This window comes from Promicromonospora sp. NPDC050262 (assembly GCF_040655935.1).
Lineage (GTDB): Bacteria > Actinomycetota > Actinomycetes > Actinomycetales > Cellulomonadaceae > Promicromonospora.
In genome coordinates, this window is sequence record NZ_JBFAKX010000002.1 from 241,050 (window position 1) to 259,549 (window position 18,500).

Annotated in this window: 17 protein-coding genes; 8 read left to right on the forward strand and 9 right to left on the reverse strand. The window is 74.0% G+C overall.

Translation table 11 applies throughout. The features are described 5' to 3' along the window. Positions 1–33 precede the first annotated feature (33 nt). From AB0I29_RS04515 to AB0I29_RS04525, 3 genes are all read right to left on the reverse strand, one after another. Positions 34–1,107, reverse strand: a complete 1,074-nt coding sequence (locus AB0I29_RS04515; protein WP_357478517.1) for a trypsin-like peptidase domain-containing protein — start codon at positions 1,105–1,107, stop codon at positions 34–36. 139 nt (positions 1,108–1,246) lie between these two features. Continuing rightward, positions 1,247–2,008: an amino acid racemase gene (locus AB0I29_RS04520; protein WP_357478520.1), complete on the reverse strand. Its 762-nt coding sequence runs from the start codon at positions 2,006–2,008 to the stop codon at positions 1,247–1,249. After that, the gene (locus tag AB0I29_RS04525) at positions 2,001–3,239 is read right to left on the reverse strand and encodes a carboxylate--amine ligase (RefSeq protein ID WP_357478523.1); all 1,239 of its coding nucleotides are present in this window, start codon (positions 3,237–3,239) and stop codon (positions 2,001–2,003) included. Before AB0I29_RS04525 ends, AB0I29_RS04520 begins: the two co-directional genes overlap by 8 nt. A 264-nt stretch (positions 3,240–3,503) precedes the next feature. On the opposite strand from AB0I29_RS04525, the gene AB0I29_RS04530 reads away from it, so the two are divergent. Both AB0I29_RS04530 and AB0I29_RS04535 read left to right on the forward strand, forming a co-directional pair. Beyond that, entirely contained in the window at positions 3,504–4,073 is a 570-nt protein-coding gene (locus AB0I29_RS04530) for a SigE family RNA polymerase sigma factor (protein ID WP_285102169.1), read from the forward strand. Beyond that, positions 4,073–4,963, forward strand: coding sequence for a hypothetical protein (locus AB0I29_RS04535; protein WP_357478526.1), 891 nt, complete (start codon positions 4,073–4,075; stop codon positions 4,961–4,963). The genes AB0I29_RS04530 and AB0I29_RS04535 overlap by 1 nt, the downstream gene beginning before the upstream one ends. Positions 4,964–4,969: 6 nt before the next feature. Here the strand turns inward: AB0I29_RS04535 and AB0I29_RS04540 are convergent, their stop codons facing one another. Both AB0I29_RS04540 and AB0I29_RS04545 read right to left on the reverse strand, forming a co-directional pair. Beyond that, positions 4,970–5,380 (reverse strand): barstar family protein, encoded by a 411-nt coding sequence (locus AB0I29_RS04540; RefSeq protein WP_357478528.1) that lies wholly within the window; start codon positions 5,378–5,380, stop codon positions 4,970–4,972. A gap of 83 nt (positions 5,381–5,463) precedes the next feature. Continuing rightward, the gene (locus tag AB0I29_RS04545) at positions 5,464–5,880 is read right to left on the reverse strand and encodes a ribonuclease domain-containing protein (protein ID WP_285102166.1); all 417 of its coding nucleotides are present in this window, start codon (positions 5,878–5,880) and stop codon (positions 5,464–5,466) included. Positions 5,881–6,108: 228 nt separating this feature from the next. Here AB0I29_RS04545 and ppdK point away from each other — a divergent pair, with 228 nt between their 5' ends. Beyond that, positions 6,109–8,820, forward strand: coding sequence for a pyruvate, phosphate dikinase (gene ppdK, locus AB0I29_RS04550; protein ID WP_357478531.1), 2,712 nt, complete (start codon positions 6,109–6,111; stop codon positions 8,818–8,820). 73 nt (positions 8,821–8,893) lie between these two features. Here the strand turns inward: ppdK and AB0I29_RS04555 are convergent, their stop codons facing one another. Together AB0I29_RS04555 and AB0I29_RS04560 are read right to left on the reverse strand one after the other, a co-directional pair. Continuing rightward, on the reverse strand, positions 8,894–9,559 hold the full coding sequence (locus AB0I29_RS04555; protein ID WP_357478534.1) for a PIG-L family deacetylase: 666 nt from the start codon (positions 9,557–9,559) through the stop codon (positions 8,894–8,896). Positions 9,560–9,586: 27 nt separating this feature from the next. Continuing rightward, the gene (locus tag AB0I29_RS04560; protein WP_357478537.1) at positions 9,587–9,868 is read right to left on the reverse strand and encodes a dsRBD fold-containing protein; all 282 of its coding nucleotides are present in this window, start codon (positions 9,866–9,868) and stop codon (positions 9,587–9,589) included. Positions 9,869–10,117: 249 nt separating this feature from the next. Between AB0I29_RS04560 and AB0I29_RS04565 the strand changes: the two genes are divergently transcribed. After that, a complete protein-coding gene (locus tag AB0I29_RS04565; protein WP_357478540.1) occupies positions 10,118–11,044 on the forward strand; it encodes an ATP-binding protein in 927 nt (308 codons plus the stop codon). 48 nt (positions 11,045–11,092) lie between these two features. Here the strand turns inward: AB0I29_RS04565 and AB0I29_RS04570 are convergent, their stop codons facing one another. Together AB0I29_RS04570 and AB0I29_RS04575 are read right to left on the reverse strand one after the other, a co-directional pair. Then, the gene (locus AB0I29_RS04570; protein WP_357478982.1) at positions 11,093–13,165 is read right to left on the reverse strand and encodes a DEAD/DEAH box helicase; all 2,073 of its coding nucleotides are present in this window, start codon (positions 13,163–13,165) and stop codon (positions 11,093–11,095) included. 425 nt (positions 13,166–13,590) lie between these two features. Continuing rightward, positions 13,591–13,992: a helix-turn-helix domain-containing protein gene (locus tag AB0I29_RS04575; protein WP_357478543.1), complete on the reverse strand. Its 402-nt coding sequence runs from the start codon at positions 13,990–13,992 to the stop codon at positions 13,591–13,593. Positions 13,993–14,019: 27 nt separating this feature from the next. On the opposite strand from AB0I29_RS04575, the gene AB0I29_RS04580 reads away from it, so the two are divergent. The 4 genes from AB0I29_RS04580 (at position 14,020) to AB0I29_RS04595 (ending at position 18,483) form a co-directional block, all read left to right on the forward strand. Further along, on the forward strand, positions 14,020–14,634 hold the full coding sequence (locus tag AB0I29_RS04580) for a hypothetical protein (protein ID WP_357478546.1): 615 nt from the start codon (positions 14,020–14,022) through the stop codon (positions 14,632–14,634). Positions 14,635–14,802: 168 nt separating this feature from the next. After that, positions 14,803–15,501: a DUF4118 domain-containing protein gene (locus AB0I29_RS04585; protein WP_357478549.1), complete on the forward strand. Its 699-nt coding sequence runs from the start codon at positions 14,803–14,805 to the stop codon at positions 15,499–15,501. An 85-nt stretch (positions 15,502–15,586) separates the two neighbouring features. Beyond that, entirely contained in the window at positions 15,587–17,176 is a 1,590-nt protein-coding gene (locus tag AB0I29_RS04590) for a beta-xylosidase (protein ID WP_357478553.1), read from the forward strand. Positions 17,177–17,277: 101 nt separating this feature from the next. Further along, positions 17,278–18,483 (forward strand): ROK family transcriptional regulator, encoded by a 1,206-nt coding sequence (locus tag AB0I29_RS04595; protein ID WP_350224558.1) that lies wholly within the window; start codon positions 17,278–17,280, stop codon positions 18,481–18,483. Positions 18,484–18,500 lie beyond the last annotated feature (17 nt).

Consider the following 18,500-nt stretch of genomic DNA (forward strand, 5'->3'; position numbering starts at 1 on the left):
CCGCAGGCCTCGGTGTCGCGACGGTGAACCGACTCAGCGCAGGGTCACCGTCACCTGGCGGGACCGCCCGTCCCGAAGGACGTCCACCTCCACCTCGTCGCCGTCGACGGCGTGGACGACGACGTGCGCGAGCGTCGAGTCGGTCGGCGCGGCCTGGCCGTCCAGGCTCGTGATCAGGTCGCCCACCCGGAGACCGGCGGCCTGCGCGGAGCCGCCGTCCGTCAGACCGGTGACGACGAGCCCCGGCGGCACACCGAGACGCGCGGCGGCGGACGGCGGGAGCGCGGAGACGGTCATCCCGAAGGACGGGTGCTCGACCCGGCCGTGCTCGAGCAGCTCGTCCGTGATCGCCCGGACCGTGCCCACGGGAACCGCGAACCCGATCCCGACGCTGCCGCCCACCGGCTGCCCCGCGCTGTCGGGCACCGTCGAGATCGCCGTGTTCACCCCGACCAGGCGCCCGTCGCAGTCGACCAGCGCACCGCCGGAGTTGCCGGGGTTGATCGAGGCGTCCGTCTGGATGGCCCCGGTCAGGACCGTGGTGCCGCCCTCGCCGGTCGGAACCGTCACCGAGCGGCCGGTCGCGCTGACGATGCCCGCCGTCACCGTGCTGGACAGCCCCAGCGGCGCACCGAGCGCGACCACGGGCTCTCCGATGGCCACGTCGTCCGACCCGGCCAGCTCGATGGTGGGCAGCGCGCGCCCGGGCTCGACGTTCAGCACGGCGAGGTCGGTCTGCGGGTCCCGTCCCACGAGCTCGGCCGGCAGGCGCTCGCCGTCGGCCAGGATCACCTCGATCCGGCCGTCGGGGACGGCCGGGGTGATGACGTGGTCGTTGGTGACGACGGCGCCGTCCTCGGTGAGGATCGCGCCGCTGCCGGTTCCCGACCCGGCGCCCGTCGCGCTGATCGTGACGATCGTCGGGAGCACGCGCGGCGCCACCTCGGCCACGTCGCACGCGCCCGCGGGGTCGGGGGCCGCCGCGAGCCGCGCGCCGAGCACACCCCCGGCCAGGCCGAGGGCGAGGGCCGCGAGCGCGGCCCCGGCCGCCAGGGCAGGTCCGCGCCACCCGCGGCGTCCGGCTTCCGGTGACCGCTGCGCACACATCGTTCCTCCCCGGAGGTGTCGCGCACGTGCGTCGTGCTGGGCGCAGGAAGGTCTTCAGGCTCGCACGGGAACGGCCCGGCAGCGACGGCACGGCGCCCCGGACCCCCGACCGGCCGTCGTCCTGCGGCGGTCCGGGCGGCTAGCCGGCCGGACGTAGTCGGCGCCCCGCGCGCAGCACCGTCGCGCGGGCCAGCTCGTCGAGGGCGTCCACGAGCACGACGCCGGGCAGGAGGTCCGGCGGGGTCGCCTCCGCCGCGACCGACAGCTCGGTGCACCCGAGCACGACCGCGCCGGCGCCGCGCGACCGCAGGTCGGCGACCACGCCCGCCAGCGCGGTCAGGTCGCCGCCGCGGCCCGCCTTGACGCCGTCGTAGATCAGGGCGGTCACGCTCGCCTGGCCGGCGACGTCCGGCACCAGGGTCTTGACGCCGTGGGCGCTGAAGGCGTCCAGGTAGACGCCCGACTCGATCGTCCCCTCGGTCGCCAGCAGGCCCACGGCCTCCGGCCGCGACCCGCTGAGACGACCGGTCCAGGCGTCGCACACCGCGGACACCGCCGCGTCCACCGCGGTCAGCAGCGGAGCCGACGTCGCCGCGGCGACCGCACCGGCGAAGACGTGCGCCGTGTTGCACGGCAGCACGAGGAACTCGGCTCCGGCCGCGGCGAGCCGCCGCGCGTCGGCGGCGAGCACGGGACCGGGATCCTCGGCGGAGCGCCCCAGCACGAACGCCGTCCGGTCCGGGACGGTCGCGTGCTGCAGCACCACCATGTCGACGTGGTCCTGGTCGCGCGCCGCGTCGGTCAGCCGGACGACGCGCTCCATGAACAGGACCGTCGCGAGCGGCCCGACCCCGCCCAGCACGCCGACCAGCGTTCCGGCGGGACCGGCGCCGTCAGGCAACGTCCCGCTTCCCGGACGGGACGGGCTCCCCGGGGCTCCCGTTCGCCTCGCCCGCCTCCGGCGCCGGGTGGTACTGCGAGAACTTGCGTACCTGGTTCAGCTCGGCGAGGCGGACCCACGCGTCGCGTCGCGGCGACCGGTCCCGGCCGTACTTGAGCGGGTGCACGGCGCGGGCGCGGCGCACGGCGGCGCGCACCTGCTTGTCCTGCACGTACCGGTCCAGCAGGAAGCCCGGGACGATCCGGTACAGCACCTCCAGCGGCTCGGCGGCGGGCGGCCAGAACCCGGTCAGGTGGTCGCCCATCCAGTAGGCGGCGGGGTTCAGGCCGCTCGCGGTCAGGTAGTAGTTGGACCGTCCCGTGCGCGGGTTCAGCTCGAAGAAGTGCCCGACGCCGGTCCGCGGGTCCACCTTCACGTCGAAGTTCGCGAACCCCGTCCAGCCCAGGTGCTCCACGAGCCGGCGGGCGTCCGCCTCGACCTGGGGGAGCGGCCCGGTGAGGATCGCGGCGGGGTTGCCCAGCGTCCCGGGCGTGTGCTCCTCGAGCAGCACCCGCCCGCCCCACGCCATGCGCACCTCGCCCGTGAGATCGGAGTAGGTGGTCATGATCCGCATCTGCGAGTCGTCGCCGGGCACGTACTCCTGGATGATCACGGGCCGTCGGTAGCCCGCGTCCCCGGCCGCCGTCAGCAGCGCGGCCAGCTCGTCGCGGTCCCGTACGAGGTGCACCTTCGCCTTGCCGCGGAACGACACCCGGTGCCACGCAGTGTTGTCGCCGGGCTTGGCGATCAGCGGGTAGCGCAGGTCGAGGTCGCCGACCGGCTCCCCGCCGTCGCGCACCTCCGTGCGGGGGTGCGGGACCCCGATCTCCTGGCACAGCTCGGAGAACCGCTGCTTGTCCATCACCCGGTCGAGCAGGTCGACCGACGGGTAGGGGACGATCGCCACGTCCTCCAGCCGGTCGCGGTGCTCCGCGAGCGCCCGCACGTACCAGTCCACGCAGGTCAGCGCGATGACCGGACCCGGTCCGGCGGCGGCGATCCGGCGGATCAGCTCGACCAGGACGTCGGGGTCGTCGAGGCGCGGTTCGACGACGTTGCGGATGATGCCGGAGTGCGCGACGTTCGGCGTCGGGCGGATGGACACGACGGTCGACCTGACCCCGTAGCCCTCGTGGAAGGCGCGCGCGAGGCTGTAGGCGCCGGCGTCGCCACCGAGGATGACTGGGTGCACCGCTTTGTTCCTCATGTCACCTCACACGTCCGAGGCGGGCGAAACGTTGTGTCACAGAGGGGGTGAAGTGGAGAAGTCGGGCACCTGGAGAGGCAGGTCGGCCCGGCCGGACGCCAGGCCGTCCGCGGTCTCTCGAACTGCACAGAACCCCACCTGACCTGGCCTGCGTCTATGGTGCATGACGCCAACCATGCGGGGTCCACGACGCCGCGACGCAGTACCGACACCGGTCCCTGACCGCTCCTGCCGGGGACGGTGGAGCGGATGAGCGGGTCCGCCGTGGGCACGGTCCCCGGGACGGTCGCCACGGACGTCCGGGTCGTCCGGAGCGGTGCGGACCCGGTCGCGCAGTTCACGGTCTTCGCCCACGCCAAGACCCCGGCGCTGTACCGGATCGCCTACATGCTGTGCGGTGACGAGCACCGCGCGAAGGACCTGGTGCAGATCGCCCTCGAACGCACCTTCAAGGCCTGGAAGAAGGTGGGCGACGGCGACCCGTTCGCCTACGCGCGCCGCGTGCTGGCGACGGCCCGCATCGACACCTGGCGCCGCACCCGCCGCGAGGTGCTGACCGACGATCCGGCGAGCACCGTGCGCAGCCCTGACGTGCTGGTGTTCGAGGGGGAGGTGGTGGACCGCGACCGCCTGGTCCGGGCACTGATGCAGCTCACCGTGAAGCAGCGCCGCGTGGTGGTGCTCCGGTTCATGCTGGACCGCTCGGTGGCGGAGACGGCCGCCGAGCTCGGCATCTCCGGGGGCACCGTCAAGTCCACCGCCGCACACGCCCTACGACGCCTGCGCACCGTGCTGGTGCCCAACGGGGGAGAACGATGATGACCGTGCACGACACCCACCCCGCCCAGGACACGGCGCTCGCGGCCGGCATCCGCGCGGCGGGCTCGATGATCGAGGCCCCGGACGACCTCGACCCGACGCTGATGGTCGCGACCGCCGTGCGGAACGTGCGGCGCCGCCGGGTGGCCAGGACGGTGGGAGCCTGCGTCGCGGCGCTCGCGCTCGCCGGCGCGGGTCTCGGTGTGCTCGGTGCGGCCGGCGTCAGCCGGGGGGACCTGCTGCCGGGCAGCGACCGGGCGTCGGCCGGCCCGACCTCGTCGACGGGACCGACGGACGGTGCCCAGGCCGACCCGGACCCGAGCGGCGTGCCGGTCGGTGGTTCCGAGCACCCCACGCTCGAACCGCTCGACCACGTGGTCCCGGCGGGCTGGAAGCAGGTGGAGCACAACGGCCTGTCGTTCGCCGTGCCGGAGTCGTGGACCTCCGAGGCGACGGAGGGGCAGTTCTCGCCCGGGGTGGAGTGGACGGGCCAGACGGTGACGTACGTGTACGGAGGCGCGGATCCCGAGGACCTCCACCAGTGGCCGGGGGCGCCCGACCTCACCCCGGAGGAGATCGAGGAGGCGACGAAGGAGGACCCGTCCTACGAGCGCGTGTACGTGCAGGGCGGCAGGGCGGGCGGGAACTGGTGGACGCAGACGGACGTGGCACCGATGTCCCAGATGATCTCCGTGCCGGGCGCGGACTACGCCGAGGTCCAGCCGTCGGTCGCGACCATGGGCGGTGAGCCCCAGTTCTACAGCGCCCACATCTACCTCCACCAGAGCGGCCGGGGCGAGAACCTGTTCCTCGTGGTCGAGTTCGACGGCACCGGGCAGGGCTGGACGGACCTGCACACCTTCCTCGGCAGCCTGGACTTCCGGCGCTGACCCGGCTCAGGCCAGCTCGAGCAGGATCCCGTCCGCCGACTCCCGGCCACCGGGTCCGTGCTCACGGATGATGGCGACGATCTCGTCGAACAGCGTCGGACCCTCGCCGCGGCGCGCCTCGTCGAGCCGCGCGGTGACGGCCGCGCGGTTCGACGGGTCGACGCCGGGCAGGATCCGCTCCAGCCGCCGGGCCGTCTCCGAGTGCCCGAGGGCTACGCGCGACGTCTCCGAGCCGACCCACCGCAATGTCCAGCCGTGCTCCGGGGTGCCGTACCCGCCCCGGAGCACGTCGTTGAGGGCGTCGAGGTTTCCCCGCCAGGTGTACCCGCTCAGCAGCCGGGAGAACTCGCGGGCGAATCCGTCGAGGTCGCCGAACCGCGTTCCGTCGACGACGAGCACGGGGAGGTCACGGGTCATGGTCCGAGGCTATCCGTCCCGTTCGGGCCGGACCCGTGCGCGCCGTCCGGCCGAGCAGGCCGGACGCCGCGCACGGGACCGGGTCACATCCGGTAGAAGTCGCCGTAGTGGTTGGGCGAGAAGTAGACCACCCCGGTGGTGCGGTCCAGGACGAGCCGGTAGGACTGTCGTGCGGCGCCGCAGGCCCGCGGCGTGACGTCGAACTCGAGGTAGGAGTGGCCCGCCGGGAGCTCACCCTCGTAGTTGTTGTACGTGCCGCCCGCGAAGTTGCACTGGCCGTTGGGCCAGCTCACCCAGCCGCGGGTGCTCGGGTAGCCCTTGGAGCTCCAGATCGACTTCGAGGAGTACGCCTCCGTGCAGCCGCTGTGCGTGCAGGAGCTGTAGACGGTCGCGTCCGCCGCAGGGGCGACGGAGACGCCGCCGGCGACGAGGCTGACCATGGCGGACAGGACGACGAGCATTCTGACCAGGCTGGACACGGTGCTGTTCTTCTCGGACACGCTGACCTCCCTCTCGGTTGGAATGACCGGGTGAATCCTCGCCCATCCGGTCGACGCTGACCCGACGACGCACCGACCTATGGGTGAATTCTTCCTTTCTGTCCCGTCCGGCGGAGATTCCGGGTCGTTCGTCCCTGGTGCGGCGGACGGCGGACGAGGGACGCTGGCCGGGTAGACGCGCCCGCCCACGGAGCGCGGGTGCACCGAGCGCCTGCCCACGGAGCCGTCATGACCACCCACACCAACAGCCGGGCCGGAGCAACCGAGCACCCGTCCGTGCGGGCGCCGGGCGCGCGGTACGTGTACGACCTGTCCGAGGGGAACGCCGGGATGCGGGCGCTGCTCGGCGGCAAGGGCGCCGGCGTCGCGGAGATGCGGCGCATCGGCCTGCCCGTCCCGGACGGCTTCACCGTGACCACGGCGGCGTGCGTCGCCGCGATGGAGGACGATGGCGCGTGGCCCGGGGGTCTGTGGGACGAGATCCTGGCGCACCTGGCGACCCTGGAGCGTCGCACGGGGCGCACGCTCGGGGCGGCCGAACGGCCGCTGCTCGTGTCGGTGCGGTCGGGTGCGGTGGTCTCGATGCCGGGGATGATGGACACGGTCCTCAACCTGGGCATGTCGGACCGGGCGGCGCAGGGTCTGGCCGCCGAGTCGGACGACCCGCGCTTCGCCTGGGACACCTACCGCCGGTTCGTGCAGATGTACGGCGAGGTGGTCGAGGGCGTGCCGGGGCAGGCCTTCGAGGACGAGCTGACGGCCCTGAAGGACCGCCGGGGGGTGCGGCGGGACGCCGAGCTGACGGCGGACGACCTGCGGGAGCTGGTGACGACGTTCCGCGGCGTCGTCCGCCGGAGCACGGGCCACGACCTGCCGACCGACCCGCACGACCAGCTCCGCCGGGCGGTGGACGCCGTGTTCGGGTCCTGGAACAGCCCGCGGGCGCGTGTGTACCGCGAGCTGAACGAGATCCCGGACGACCTCGGCACCGCCGTGAACGTGATGCAGATGGTGTTCGGCAACAAGGGCGACACCTCCGCGACCGGGGTGTGCTTCACGCGCAACCCGGCCACGGGCGCCCGGGAGCGGTACGGGGAGTTCCTCCTGGACGCGCAGGGGGAGGACGTGGTCGCGGGCACCCGCACACCGCGGCGCCTCCCGGAGCTGGAGTCGGTGCTGCCCGGCGTGTACACGCAGCTCCTGGACACGTTGGACCGCCTGGAGCAGCACTACCAGGACATGCAGGACGTCGAGTTCACGATCGACGACGGCACGCTGTACCTGCTCCAGGTGCGCACCGGCAAGCGCACCGCGGCGGCGGCCCTCAGGGTGGCGCGCGACCTGGTCGCCGAGGGCGTGATCGACAGACCGACCGCGCTGCGGCGGATCGACCCCGCCCAGCTCGACCAGCTCCTGCACCCGACGCTGGACCCCGCCCAGGCCACGACCCCGCTCACGCACGGCCTCAACGCCTCCCCGGGCGCGGCGGTGGGCACCCTCGTGTTCGACGCCGACACCGCGGCCGAACGGGGCGGGGCCGGCGAGGACGTGGTGCTCGTGCGATGGGAGACGACGCCCGACGACATCCACGGCGTCGCCGCCGCCCAGGGCGTGCTCACCGCGCACGGCGGCATGACCTCCCACGCCGCCGTCGTCGCGCGCGGCATGGGCAAGCCCTGCGTGGCCGGCGCGGGCGAGCTGCGCATCGACGTCGCGGCCCGCACCCTCGCCGTCGGCGACACCGTGCTCACCGAGGCGGACACCATCACCGTGGACGGCACCACCGGGTACGTCTACCCGGGCGCGCTCCCGCTCGTGCCCCCGCAGGTCACCGACGACTTCGCCACCGTGCTCGGCTGGGCCGACGACGTACGCCGCCTGGGCGTGCGGGCCAACGCCGACACCGGCGAGGACGCCGTCAGGGCGCGCGAGCTGGGCGCCGAGGGCGTGGGCCTGTGCCGCACCGAGCACATGTTCATGGCCACCGACCGCCTGCCCGTGGTCCAGCGCATGATCCTGGCCGACACCACCGAGGACCGGCAGGCCGCCCTCGACGAGCTGCTGCCCGTGCAGCAGGCGGACTTCGAGGAGATCTTCACGGCGATGACCGGCCTGCCCGTCACCGTCCGGCTCATCGACCCGCCGCTGCACGAGTTCCTGCCCGACCTGGTCGAGCAGTCCCTCCTGGTGCAGCGCCTGGAGGCGGTCGGCACACCCGGGGAGCTGGAGCGCGCCCGCACCCTCCTGGCCCACGTCCGGCGCCTGTCCGAGGCCAACCCGATGCTGGGCACCCGCGGCGTGCGCCTGTCGCTGCTGCACCCGGAGATCGGCGTCATGCAGACCCGCGCGATCGTCCGCGCGGCGCTCGCGGTGCGGGGCCGGGGCCTGGACCCGCGGGTGGAGATCATGGTGCCCCTGGTCGGGTACGCCGAGGAGCTGCGGCGGATGCGCGAGATCGTCGTGGCCACCGCGGACGGGGAGCTCGACGCCGCCGGGGTGACGGACCTGGAGTACCGCGTCGGCACGATGATCGAGCTGCCGCGCGCGGCCCTGACCGCGGGCGAGATCGCCGAGCACGCCGACTTCTTCTCGTTCGGCACCAACGACCTGACGCAGACGACCGTGGGCATCTCGCGCGACGACGCCGAGGGCTCGTTCCTCGCCGCGTACCTGGAGGCGGGCGTCGTGCGTACCAACCCGTTCGCCTCCCTGGACGCCGACGGCGTGGGCGAGCTCGTCCGGATCGGCGTCGAGCGCGGGCTGCGGACCCGGCCCGGGCTGGAGACGGGGGTGTGCGGCGAGCACGGCGGCGACCCCGCGTCGATCGCCCTGCTCGACGAGCTCGGCGTCGACTACGTGTCCTGCTCGCCCTACCGGGTCCCGGTCGCCCGGCTGGCCGCCGCGCAGGCCCGGCTCGACGGCGCACCGGGCGAGGAGTGACGCCGGGCGTGCGCGCTCCGGGCGTGCTCCTGACGTCGAGCGCCGGGCCTCGCCCGGGCCTCCCGCGACCGGGTCAGAACACGGTGAGGTAGTCGTGCGGCTCGTCGGCCCCCGCCGGCGCCGTGCACGGGTCGTCCGGCCCGGGAGCGTCGTGGCAGGCGATCGCGGCACGCTGCCGGGCGCGGTCGCAGTCCACGGCGAGCACACCGTGCGGCAGCTCGTCCGTACCCCAGGTGCGGGGCACCCAGCCGTAGAGCGGGCAGCGCAGCCGGGCGGCCACGCGGCGGGCCGCCCGCATCGCGCGCACCAGGTCCGGGTGGCTGCCCGGGGCGCTCGCGTCGATCGTCAGCACCCCGTCGACGGGGCCGGAGACCGACCGCAGCTCGGCGGCGAGCACCTCCGGCGGGTTCCACTGGAGCTGCGCGGCGCGGTGCTCCAGCAGCGTCGCCTCCCGGGCGCCGAGCAGACCGGCGGCCCGCAGGAGCTCGGCCGCCCGGACGGGACGGCGCCCTTCGCCGGCGACGGCGCACTGTTCGTGGGTCAGGCAGACGACCTGCACGGCCGTACCGGTGTCGGCGAAGGCCGCGATGACGCCGCCGAGCGTCACCGTCGCGTCGAACGGGTGCGCGCACACCACCAGCAGGCGCCGGGTCTTCGGCAGCGGTGAGCGCTGCCGGGCGGGTCCGGCGGCGGTCTGCGCGGCGTCCGGCTCGATGTCGACGACGACCTCGGGTCTCATGGCTGCTCTCCTCGGTTCGGCCCGGGTCTAGCGCTGCAGGTGCACCGGACGGTGCTCGATCTGGGCGATGTCGTCCGACGTGGCGCGCAGGAGCCGGTCGGCCAGCTCCCGCAGCGCCCGGGCGGCGGCGAGCTCCTCGCCGATCTCGGGGACGGCGGCGTCCTCCGGGTTGCGCCGGGCGCGGCCGTAGCCCTCGAGGGAGGTCCCGCTCGACGTGGTCAGGACGGCGTGCGCCCCGGTCATGCGGCCGTCGCGCACGAGGTCGTCCGCGTCGAAGAGGTGGATGGCGACGTTCCAGGTGTGGGTCATGGCTCTGCTCCCGTCGGTCCGCGACGCCGGCCCGCGCCCTGCCGCCCGCGTCCATCTCAGCCTCTCGCCGCGCCGGCCGTCCGGCCAGGGACCAACGGCCCGGGTGCGTCAGGACGGAGGGCACACGACGTCGACGGGCCGGCCGCCACCCGATCGCCCTCCACCGGTAGGGTCCGTCCATGCCCTGGTCCCGCCGCCGTCCGACCGCCTGGTCGATCCTCGTACCGGCGCGGCGGAGCAGGTGATCGCGTGAACCCGGTACCGCTGCACGCGACGGCCGAGGCGGCCTGGCGCCGGCTGGACCACGCCGACCCGACCCTGCGCGACGTGATGAGCGCCGTGGCCGGTGAGCCCGGATGGGTGGTGGGCGACCTCCTGACCACGCTCGCGGCGGACGACGACGGTGCCGACCGTGTCCGGCTCGGGCGGGCGGAGCTGCTCGCGGCCGCCGGGCGCGAGGCGGAGATCCTCGGCGACGGTTACGTGCGCTGCGAGTACCTGCTGCTGGGCGCGCTCGGTGTGCTGGGGGACGACGACCGGTTGGCGCGTGCCCGCGCGGACTTCCACGTGCTGATGGGGGACCGGGCGTTCGCCGCGTACCTGGACCTGGCGCCTCGGCCCCGGCCCGCCGGGGCCGCGCGTCCGCCCCTGGTGCTCCTGGCCGGGCTGCCTGGAACCGGCAAGTCCACGCTGGCCGAGGCGCTGGCGTCGGCACTGCCGGCGCCGGTCTTCTCGATGGACTGGCAGCTCGGTGCGCTGGTGCCGTTCGGCGTGCTCCGCCCGGACAACACCGGGCCGCTGTCGGAGCTGACGCTCGTCGGGGCGGCGGCTCGTCAGCTCCAGCTCGGGCTCGGCGCGGTCATCGACGCCACGGGTCACACCCAGGAGCTCCGCGCGCGGCTGGAGTCGCTCGCGCACAGCCTCGACGCCACGTTCGTCGGCGTGGAGTGCGTGTGCTCGGACGAGTCGGTCCACCGGGCCCGCGTGGCGGGACGCGACCGGGGCATCCCCGGGTGGCCGGCGACCGTCACCTGGGCGCACGTGCGGCGGATGAAGGACCGCTGGGAGGACTGGCACCAGCCGCACCTGATCCTCGACACGGCCACGACCACGCCCGAGGACGCACTGCGACGGGTCCTCGACCTGGCGGCCCGGCCCGACCCGGCGGGGGCCTGACCGGCGGGGCTACGCCACGCCACGCCACGTCGCGACGCCGGCGCCGGCTCAGGCGACGCCCTCCGCGTCGAGCGCCTCGGTGAGCAGCGCCACGAGCGCTTCGAGCTGGACGTCCGTGGACGACGCGGCATCCTCGTCACCCGCGCCGTCCAGGGCCCTGGCGGCGAGGTCGGACTTGCTGTCGATCAGCGCGGCGATCGTCGAGTCGATGGTCTGGGCGGCGATGATCCGCCAGGCGGTGACGGGCTCGGACTGGCCGATCCGGTGGATCCGGTCGATGGCCTGGGTCTGCTCGGCGTAGGTCCAGGACAGCTCGGCCAGCACCAGGTTGGAGGCCACCTGGAGGTTCAGCCCCACCCCGGCGGCCGTCAGCGAGCACACCACGATCGACACGTCGGGGTCGTCCGTGAACGCGGCGATGTTCTTCTCGCGCACCCGGGGCGTCTGGTCCCCGCGGATCGAGGCGTAGCCGATGCCGCGGTCGGCGAAGGTCTGCTCGGCCTGGTCCATCACGTCGACGTGCTTGGCGAAGAACACCACCTTGCCGACGTTGCGGGCCAGCTGCGCGGCGTAGTCCGCGGCCAGCCCGGCCTTGGCCTGGCCGATCCGGCGCACCATGGTGAACACGTTGTCGCCCTTGGCCTTCGAGCTCGAGTCCTTCAGCTCGGCCGCCGCCACCCGGCGGGCGAGGTCGAGGTCGACGCCGTCCACGACGACGTCGTCCACGACGGAGCTCTCGGCGCGCGCCGCCACGGCGGACCGGTAGCGATCGACCAGACGGCTGGCGAGCGCCTCCTCGGCGGCCCGGATCGAGCGGCCCGCCGCGCCGTCGAGCTCGACCGGCATGTCCGCCACGCGGCGGGCGGGGATGTCGGCGACCACGTCGGCCTTGCGGCGGCGCACGATGCCCATGTCGATCACGCTCGTCCTGGCGGCCGCGTAGAACCCCGGGTCGGCCGGGGTGAGCCCGGCGTCCTCGAGGGCGGTCATCAGGGGCCCGAGCGGCTTGGCGTCGTCGATCCAGCCGAGGAACTGCCAGATCGCCCGGAAGTCCTCGATGTCGTTGATCAGCGGGGTGCCGGTCAGGGCCATCAGGAGGGGCCGGCCGGCCCGGGCGCGGATGCGCTCGGAGAGGGCGAGCACGTGCTGGGAGCGCTGCGAGCCCTTGTTCTTGATGAAGTGCGCCTCGTCCACGACCATGCCGCGGAAGCCGAGGTCGCCGAGCCAGCCGACGTGCCGGTCCAGCAGCTCGTAGTTCACGATCACGACGTCCGCGAACCCGTCGACCCGCTCGCCGTCGCCGTGGACCACGGTGGACCGGCGCCGCGGCGTCCACAGCTCGACCTCGTGCGCCCAGTTCGTCTTGACCACGTTCGGCGCCACGACCAGCAGCGGGTAGGCGTCGGCCGCCTGGGCGGCGAGCAGCGCCTGGGCGGACTTGCCCAGGCCGGGCTCGTCGGCGAGCAGGAAGGTGCGGTGCCCGCGGGCCGTGGCCTCGACGACCTGGGCCTGGTGCCGCATCAGCTTCCCGCCGTGGGCGGCGGACAACGAGCGGGGCTCGGGCAGGGGCATGCAGGCGGGTGCGCCGGGGCCGGCGTGCTCGAAGGACCGGAAGAGCGGTTCGAGCAGCTCCCAGCCGGCGAGCAGGCGGGCCCGCGGCGCCTGCCGCTCGGCCGCGGCCGAGAAGTCCGGGGCGAGGAACGGGTTCGCGAGCTGGCGCGAGATCACCGAGCGGGGCACCACCTGCTTCTCGGCGCCGGGCGACGGCGGGGCAGGCGGGGCCGGCGGGGGCTCCTCGTGCGGCTCCAGACCGCCCGCGCGCATCATGGTCGCCTTGAGCTCGCGGGCCGCGTCGGAGACCCGGGCGTCCTCGGCGAGCAGCTCGAGCAGCGAGGTGTCGCGGGCGGCGATCTTCGCCAGCAGCGTCCCGATCGCGTCGAGCTGCTTGAGCTGCTTGGCCCGCTGGGGCTCGGTCAGGGTGCCGTCCTCCCTGACCCGGGTCCGCTCCTCCCGCATGAGCAGGGCGACGACCTGGAACTTCGTCCGCGTCGCCGGGCGGGTCGGCGGCCTCCGGACGGCGCCGTCGACCTCACGGGCGGCCTCCGCCAGGACCGGGATCATCCCCTGCTCGGCGGGACGCGGGGCACGGCGGCGCTGTGCGCCGGACCCGGTCCGTGTGCCGGACCCGCTCCGTGCGCGGCCGGACCGGCGTTGGCCTGCTCGTGCCACTTCTTCTCCTTCGCTGCATGCGTACTGCGACCGCGGTGCCGCCCCTGCGCCTGCACGCCCGGGACCGGCCCGACGCGCGGACGTCGGCCTGTGGGGCGAGCGCCCACGCCGGACTGCTCCGGCCGGCCGTGGGGTCACCGCGCGGCGTCCCCGCCCGCACCGCCTGTGGACCCGTGCTCACGCCGATGGTGACACGCCCCCGGGCGTCTCCGCGAACCACCGCGGGCGGTGGTCATGGCCCTGCCTGATCACCGGAGAACACGCAGTCTACCGCCGCGCACGCCTCCGCCCGGACCGGCGCCGTCCCGCGGGGTCGCCTACGCGATCGTGGTGGCGCAGCTCATCGCGGTCTCCGTCGCGGCCATGCCGTCGGTGCGCCGCAGGTGCGCCTCGCCCCACACCCGGACCCCCTCGACGACGGGCAGGACCGTGGCCCCGTACGGGGTCAGCCGGTAGATCACGGGCGCCGGTACCGGTCCGGTCACGTCCCGCTCGACGAGCCCGTCGGCCTCGAGCTCGCGCAGCTGCTCGGCCAGCACCTTGGGCGTGATGGGCGCAGCCCTGCGGCGCAGGCCGGCGAAGTGGGACTCGCCGTGGGCGAGCCAGTAGAGGAGGGTCAGCTTCCACTTGCCGCCGATCGCGGTGAACGCCGCGGCCATGGGGCAGCCCGGCAGCGGGTTGGGACGAGAGGGGTTACCCGCAGGTGCCTTCTTGTTCATGGCCGCGCTCCGCTCGATAGTCGAAATATGACCATTTCACATCGAAGAATCCTGACCGCAAGCCTTTCCGCCGCCCTCATGCTGCTCGCGACGGCGGCCTCCGGCGCCGCCGCACCGTCTCCCGCCTCGCCCTCTCCCGTCTCGCTCTCTCCCGCACGGACCACGGCGACCGACGGCCAACGGGACTTCAACTGGGAGATCGGCACCTGGCGCTCCGCCGTGCGGGTCCTCGCCGACCCGCTCTCGGAGTCCCCGGACGAGTGGCTCGAGTTCAGCGGCACCAGCACCGTGCGTCCGCTGATGGACCGACGGGCCAACGTCGTCGAGCTCGCGGTGTCGGGTCCGGCCGGCAGCATCGACGCGATCAACCTGAGGCTGTACGAGCCGCAGGCGCAGCGGTGGAGCCTGACCTTCGTCAACATGCGCGACGGTCTGCTCACGCCGGCCGTGTACGGCGGGTTCCGCGACGGCGTCGGTGAGTTCTACGGCGACGACCGGCTCGGCGACCGGCCGATCAAGGTGCGGTTCCTCGTCACCCGCGTGGGTCAGGACGAGGCGAGGTTCGAGCAGGCGTTCTCGGCCGACGGCGGAGAGACCTGGGAGACGAACTGGATCGCGGTCGACCACCGGGTACGGCGCTGAGGCACGGGGACTCCGCCGAGCTCTCCGTGGTCCAGCTCTCCGGCGCCCAGCGCTCGCGCGCCGTCGCGGCCCGCGCCACGATGATGTGGGGACAGGAGCACCATGACCAGAAGTGTCTCGGCATAGCCTTCGGCGGCGTGGTGGCGTCCGGCGGTGCGGGTGGCGGCCGTGCTGACGCCACTGGTCGTCTGCGCGATCCTGTTCACGGTCCGTGACCAGGTCACCGCGGCGACCGACGTGCTGGTCCTCGTCCTCCTCGTGGTGGCCGCCGCGGCCACGGGCGACCGGCCGGCGGCACTTCTCGCCGCCTTCTCCGCCGGGGTGTGGTTCGACTTCTTCCTCACCGAGCCGTACCTGCGCTTCGTCATCGCCGACGCCGAGGACATCGAGGCGACCACCCTGCTCGTCGTGATCAGCCTCGCGGTGACCGAGATCGCCCTGTGGGGCTACCGGCAGCAAGGGCGGGAGGCCCGGCGCTCGGGCTACCTCGAGGGCGTGCTCGGCGCCGCCCGCGCGGTGGCCGAGGGCACCACGCCCGCCAAGACGGTGGTCGACGTCGTGGCGCGCCAGATCACCGACGTGCTGGAGGCCGACGACTGCCGGTACGTCGCGGGGCCGGTGGGGGACGTGCGGTTCGCCGTGCTGGACCATGACGGCGTGCTCACCCGGAACGGCCGGCCGGTCGACGTCGACCGGATCGGCCTGCCGGTCGACGAGTACGTCGCGATCCCGGTCCGCCGGGGCGCGGAGGTCGTCGGCTACTTCCTGGTCACCGCGGTGTCGCACGCGGTCTTCCCGACGCGCGAGCAACGCCGGTTCGCCGTCCTCATGGCACACCAGGTCGCCGCGCTCGGCTCGTCCGCGTGATAGTCCATCAGTTTGATTTACACTGGTGACGCGCTGTACGCGCTGTGTCTCGTGATCCGGCGAGGCGTGGACGACTGGAGGACGTGTGGCCGAGCCGATCAACCTGCGGGCGACCGCGACCGGGCCGGGGCGCCCGCTGCGCCACTTCTGGAGCACCGTGGTCGGTGCGGGGCGCGCGAACGAGGGCCTCCGGGCCGACTGGCAGCGCCACCTCGCCACGGTGCGCGAGGAGTGCGGGTTCGACTACGTCCGGTTCCACGGCCTGCTGCACGACGACATGTTCGTGTACACCGAGCGGGAGGACGGCACACCCGTCCTGAACTTCCAGTACGTCGACGCGCTGTTCGACGCTCTGCTCGACGCCGGTGTGCGCCCGTTCGTCGAGCTCGGCTTCAGCCCCCGGGCGCTCGCCCGCGAGACCGGGACCGTGTTCTGGTGGGGAGCGCACGGTGCCCCGCCGACCGACCTCGACCGGTGGTCCTGGCTCGTGCGGTCGCTCGTCCAGCACTGGGTCGACCGGTACGGCCCGGCCGAGGTGCGCGAGTGGTACTTCGAGGTCTGGAACGAGGCGAACCTGCGCGGCTTCTTCCGCGGCACGCGCAGCGAGTACCTCGCGCTCTACGCCGCCTCGGCGCGCGCCGTGAAGGCGGTCGACGCCGCCCTGCGGGTCGGTGGCCCCGCCACGTCCAACTTCGTGCCGGACGCCCGTTTCGACGGCGAGACCGAGGACTTCCAGGTGCACGAGGCGACGCTGGGCGCGGACCTGGACGCGCTCGAGTGGAAGCCCGTGTGGCTGGAGGCCTTCCTCGAGTTCTGCGCCGGGGAGGGTCTGCCCGTCGACTTCGTCTCGACGCACCCGTACCCCACCGACTGGGCGCTCGACGAGCACGGGCAGGGCCAGCGGCTCACGCGTGAGGCCGACGCGACGCCGAAGGACCTCGCGCTGCTGCGCCGCCTGGTCGATGCGAGCCCGTTCCCCGGCGCGGAGATCCACCTCACCGAGTGGAACTCGTCGTCGTCGCCCCGCGACTTCACGCACGACACCGTCCCGGCGGCGGTCTACGTCGTCCGGTCGGTGCTGCGCTCGATCGGCACGGTCGACTCCCTGGCCTACTGGACGTTCACGGACGTCTTCGAGGAGGGCGGCGCCGGCGACGAGATGTTCCACGGCGGGTTCGGGATGCTCACCCTCCAGGGCGTGCCCAAGCCGACGTTCCACGCCTACCGCATGCTGAACGCGCTGGGCGGGACGCTGCTCGCGGCCGGTGCCGACGGCGTGGTGACGCGTGACGAGGCGACCGGCCGGATCGCCGCGCTCGTGCACCACTACCCGCACGAGGTGACGCGTTCGGTGCCGGCCTCGTTCGACGACCGAACCGTCGCCGACGCGACCGAGGCGGTCGGCTCGGTCCGCGACACCGAGATCACCGTCGACGGGCTGACGCCGGGCGCGGTCGTCGAGCTGGAGACGCTCGACCCGTCGAACGCCAACCCCGTGGCCGCGTGGCGCGCGATGGGGGCGCCGTCGTCGCCCACACGTGAGCAGACCGCCGCGCTGCACGCCGCCGCCCGTGCGACGCGCCGCGAGTCGCTCGTCGTCCCCGCGGACGGCGTGCTGCGGGTCGAGCGCTCGCTCGCCCCCTGGTCGCTCCTGCTCGTGCGTCAGGTCGCCTGAGTGCGCCCGACAGTGCGCCCGACCAGGATCCGGGGTGCGAAGATGTGCGGGAGCGGGCATCCGGGCCGCCCGCCGGCCGGTCATCGAGCAGGAGGTATGGCGTGACGATCGACCAGTCGGCCGCGCCGGCGACCGCCCGGCGGGGCACCAACCTCCCGCGGATGGGCGACTTCAACGAGTCGGTCATCCTCGACGCGGTGCGGCGCGCGCCCGACGGGCTGAGCCGGGTCGAGCTCGCCGGCGCGACGGGCCTGTCGGCGCAGACGGTCTCCAACATCTGCCGGCGTCTGCTCGACGCGGGGCTCCTGGCCGAGACCGGCAAGAAGGGCGGGCGCGCGGGCAAGCCCCGCACCGTCCTGCAGGTCGTGCCCGGCGGCCGGTACGCCCTCGGCGTGCACCTCGACCCGGCGGTCATCACGTACGTGGTCCTCGACCTCGCGGGCCGGGTGGTGCACAGCATGCACCGGCCCACGCCCGCGGTCGTCGACCAGGAGTCGACGATCGCCGAGATGAGCGACACCATCGAGACCGTGATCGAGGAGTCGGGGGCGGCCCGCGACAGGATCCTCGGTCTCGGCCTCGCCGTGCCCGGCCCCGTCGACTTCGCGACCGGTTCCGTCGTCGACCCGCCGCAGCTCAAGGGCTGGGGCCGGGTGCCGTTGCGGGACCGGCTCGTCGAGGCCACGGGGCTGCCCGTGCTCATGGACAAGGACGTCATCGCGGCCGCGGTGGCCGAGCGCTGGGCGGGCGCGGCGACGCACTCGGGCAACTTCCTCTTCTTCTACCTGGGCACCGGCTCCGGCATGGGCGTGGTCGCGGACGACGTCGTGCTGCGCGGCGCGTCCGGGAACGCCGGCGAGGTGGGCGGGCTCGACGCCAACTGCACCACGCGCGCGCTCGTCGACGAGGCCGTGGCGGCGGGCGTCCTGGAGGTCGCACCGGCGCCCGGCCCGCAGGCCGTGGCCGAGCAGCTCGGCCGGCTCGCCGACCTCGCGGCCGAGGGGGAGCGGGGCGCCCAGGTGATCATCGACCGCTGGGCGCGCCGCGTGGGCACCGGGGTCGCGGCGGCGGCGACGCTGCTCGACTCGGAGCTCGTGGTGTTCGGCGGGCCCATCTGGCCCATGCTGTCGGAGCGCTTCCTGGCGGTCGTTGAACCGGTGATCACGAGCTGGCCGTTCGTCGAGAAGATGCACGAGATCCAGGTGGTCAACACGCGGCTCGGCGAGGACGTCGGCGCCGTCGGCGCGGCCTGCCTCGTGCTCGACCAGACCCTCTCCCCGCAGCCGCACGCGCTCCTGATCGGCTGAGCCCGTCCGGGCACCCC